The sequence below is a fragment of the Prevotella sp. AM23-5 genome (genome assembly GCF_003473645.1).
Lineage (GTDB): Bacteria > Bacteroidota > Bacteroidia > Bacteroidales > Bacteroidaceae > Prevotella > Prevotella copri_A.
Window position 1 is genome coordinate 1 of sequence record NZ_QUCG01000147.1, and the last position, 2,815, is coordinate 2,815.

6 protein-coding genes are annotated in these 2,815 nt (G+C 37.1%); all 6 read left to right on the top strand.

What is annotated here, in order from left to right:
* On the top strand, nucleotides 1-832 hold an 832-nt coding region (locus DW657_RS17075; RefSeq protein WP_233547210.1), incomplete at its 5' end, for a hypothetical protein.
* A 139-nt stretch (nucleotides 833-971) separates the two neighbouring features.
* Complete coding sequence (locus tag DW657_RS17080; protein ID WP_147381996.1) at nucleotides 972-1,343, top strand: hypothetical protein; 372 nt, start codon at nucleotides 972-974, stop codon at nucleotides 1,341-1,343.
* Nucleotides 1,340-1,675, top strand: coding sequence for a hypothetical protein (locus tag DW657_RS17085; protein WP_118313545.1), 336 nt, complete (start codon nucleotides 1,340-1,342; stop codon nucleotides 1,673-1,675). Before DW657_RS17080 ends, DW657_RS17085 begins: the two co-directional genes overlap by 4 nt.
* Nucleotides 1,676-1,827: 152 nt before the next feature.
* The gene (locus DW657_RS17090; RefSeq protein ID WP_147381997.1) at nucleotides 1,828-2,061 is read left to right on the top strand and encodes a hypothetical protein; all 234 of its coding nucleotides are present in this window, start codon (nucleotides 1,828-1,830) and stop codon (nucleotides 2,059-2,061) included.
* 5 nt (nucleotides 2,062-2,066) lie between these two features.
* Complete coding sequence (locus tag DW657_RS17095; protein ID WP_118313547.1) at nucleotides 2,067-2,537, top strand: hypothetical protein; 471 nt, start codon at nucleotides 2,067-2,069, stop codon at nucleotides 2,535-2,537.
* Nucleotides 2,538-2,539: 2 nt separating this feature from the next.
* Entirely contained in the window at nucleotides 2,540-2,773 is a 234-nt protein-coding gene (locus tag DW657_RS17100) for a hypothetical protein (protein WP_118313548.1), read from the top strand.
* Nucleotides 2,774-2,815 lie beyond the last annotated feature (42 nt).

A 2,815-nucleotide genomic window follows, 5' to 3' on the forward strand; every position in this document is an offset into this window, starting at 1 on the left:
TCATAATAAAGAACCATGGTTCGATAAAGACGGTAAATTATGCAAGGAAGGAGTTTTGTGTATCTACCCTAGCAAATCAATGCGTGATTGGGAGAAGTTTGCTTGGAAGAAAGGCGATGTGCTAGCTGGTGCTTTTGGCGCATCATGCATCTTCGATAAGTGGGCAAATGACGATTATACTAGATTTGATGCAAAGTTTGTAACCCCTAAGAGTAGAGGTACTACCTTCGAAGTAGAGGATTGGTGCAAGATTACAAATGAGGCGTGCATCAGGCAATATATCCGCGATATTGAGGAGGATAATGGTGGTAAGCTAAACCTCACCACTTTGGAGATTGAGAATAATCAACCAGAGTTCAAGGATGGGGATATTGTTTGTATCTCGGGCATGGGGTATCTTGCTTGTGGTATAGTCAAAAGCATAGACAATTCATCTAAGAAGCTGGAATACTATGCGTTAAATGATATGAGCACCTTGAAAACAGATGACTGGTTATCATTTGAAGATAAGCACATACAGCCTATTACAGAGACTCAACAAATAATTCTCTTTGAGGCTCTAGCTAAGGAAAATAAGGCTTGGAATGCAGAGACAAAGACTTTGGAGGACTTGCCAAAGAAGTGCGAGTTCAAGCCTTTCGATAAGGTACTTGTTAGAAATACAGATACAGAAGAATGGTTCCCAGGGTTCTTTGAGAAGTTTGATAGTACTTGGAATAATCCATATCATATAATGAACCGCCGTAGTATGACAGATTTTGCTTTTAAGCAGTGCATTCCTTACGAGGGAAATGAGCATTTGTTAGGTACAACTGATGAATGGAAAGGATGAAAAGAGATTTGTGGTTGTTACTACACGCCAAATGGATCTTAAATTGGACGAGTGATTTAGGGGATTTCTGTAATAATCATCCGTCTGACCGCTGTGCTTATAATATTTATTTAATAATGTGTAAATTAATTGGATGGTTATGATAGACGATAAGAAAATAAGAACTGCTGCTGTGAAATCTACAAATTATTTAAAAGGTATATGTGATTTTACAGTAATTAATGCTTCTGAAGAAGGCTTCAAGACTGGTGCTAAGTGGGCTATCAATGAGCTTCTGAAGGACTTGTCTCATCCTGCTAGCGAAGTTCCTAGAAATGACAATGGTAAGATTCTCGCATTCTCAAAAGTTAATAGTAATATTAAGCTCTACGATATGAACGCTATGTTAAATGAAACTGCTTGTGATACATATCAAGAAATGTGGGAAATTAGAGTTAGAATATATACTTTTACTGATTGGGTATTCGTAGATGAACTGTTAGACTTGATTACGAAAGGAGGTGAGCAATGAAAGAACTTAAAGATTTGGTGGCTGGTGATGATGTGCTAGTTGTAGGTAGGTATCGCAGATGTATCGCCAAAATTGATAAAGTAACAAAGACTCAAATTGTTGTTAATAACGCTAGATTTAGAAGAGATTCGGGCTGGCAATGCGGTGGTGATAGATGGAATGTTAGAAAAATATCTGTTCCTACAGAAAAGGAAATATCAGATGTTAAAGAAGAGAATCTTCGTAAGACTCTCATCTACGCTATCAGTTCTTTTGATTTCAAACGCTTATCAACAGATGAGTTAAAACAAGTGTACAATATTGTAAAAGGCAAAGAAAATGAAAAAGAATAAACACTCATTAAAGATAAGTCGTAGCTTCTTTGGCGATACTACCCTTGATGGTTATCCTATAGATACATATTCGAATGATGAATTGAAGATTCTAAAGAACCTGCTAACAAAGGTTCTGTGTGAAGTAAATGAATATATAAAAGACTAGGCGTATGAATGGATTAATGTCAATGATTGGTATGCAAACTGAATTGGAATACCAAATGGGTGATGATTTTCCTTTTGGTTCTCCAAGCCCTAGACTTGGTACACCAAATGGCAACATTCCTTCTGATAAACAGAAGTGTCAGCCAAAGGCACAGCATGAGTTTACAATCAAGGGTGTTAAGATTATGGCAGCTTCTAAGAAGGATGCTATTAAGAAGTATAATCATCGTAAAAAGTAAAGCGTATGGATAAATTAGGTTATATACCAGGAGATTTGGTGATGACAAACGGAGCACCACTAGGTACAGAACAGGATGTCGTTTACCGAGTAACATCATCAGACCCATCAAAGACTTTGAAGTTGGACGATGGAACGGTTATGAAAGGTGTTGTTCGCTTAGAGAATCTTGAAGGTGTTGAATTTGGAGACAAAGGTTATCTCTTCGGAGATTGCTGTGCTTGGGTTAAGGATATTGTTCCTATCCCTCTTACGCCCGCATTTTTGGAGAAGAATGGATGGAAGAAAGAAATGTATCATGATTGGCGGCATTACTTTCCACTAGAAAGAACTCTTTTATATCTATCTAAAGGTGTAGATATAGATGGTGCGTTCACGGTGTGTGCTGGTCTGAGTCACATCGCTTGCATTAGCTTTGTTCATCAGTTACAGCACCTTTTCTTTAGTTTGAATATTAATCACGAAATGGAGGTATAGTTATGGCATTAGAAGTTGTAGTTTTAGATAAGGATGAATATAAGGCACTTATTGATAATCAAACTGATGATGATGAATTAGAGTATTTGAAAGCTTGCCAATATGCTTTAGAATCCTTTAATAAAGTCAGAGGTTTATGCCCTAAATGTAAAAAATCCGTTGTAATTGACGGGTGGGCATGTCCCTGTTGCGGATATGATTCAAGTGGTGAAGAATTATATAAATATGGTGATTAACTGCCTTCGGGCAATAAAATATAAAGATATGACAGAAGAAAG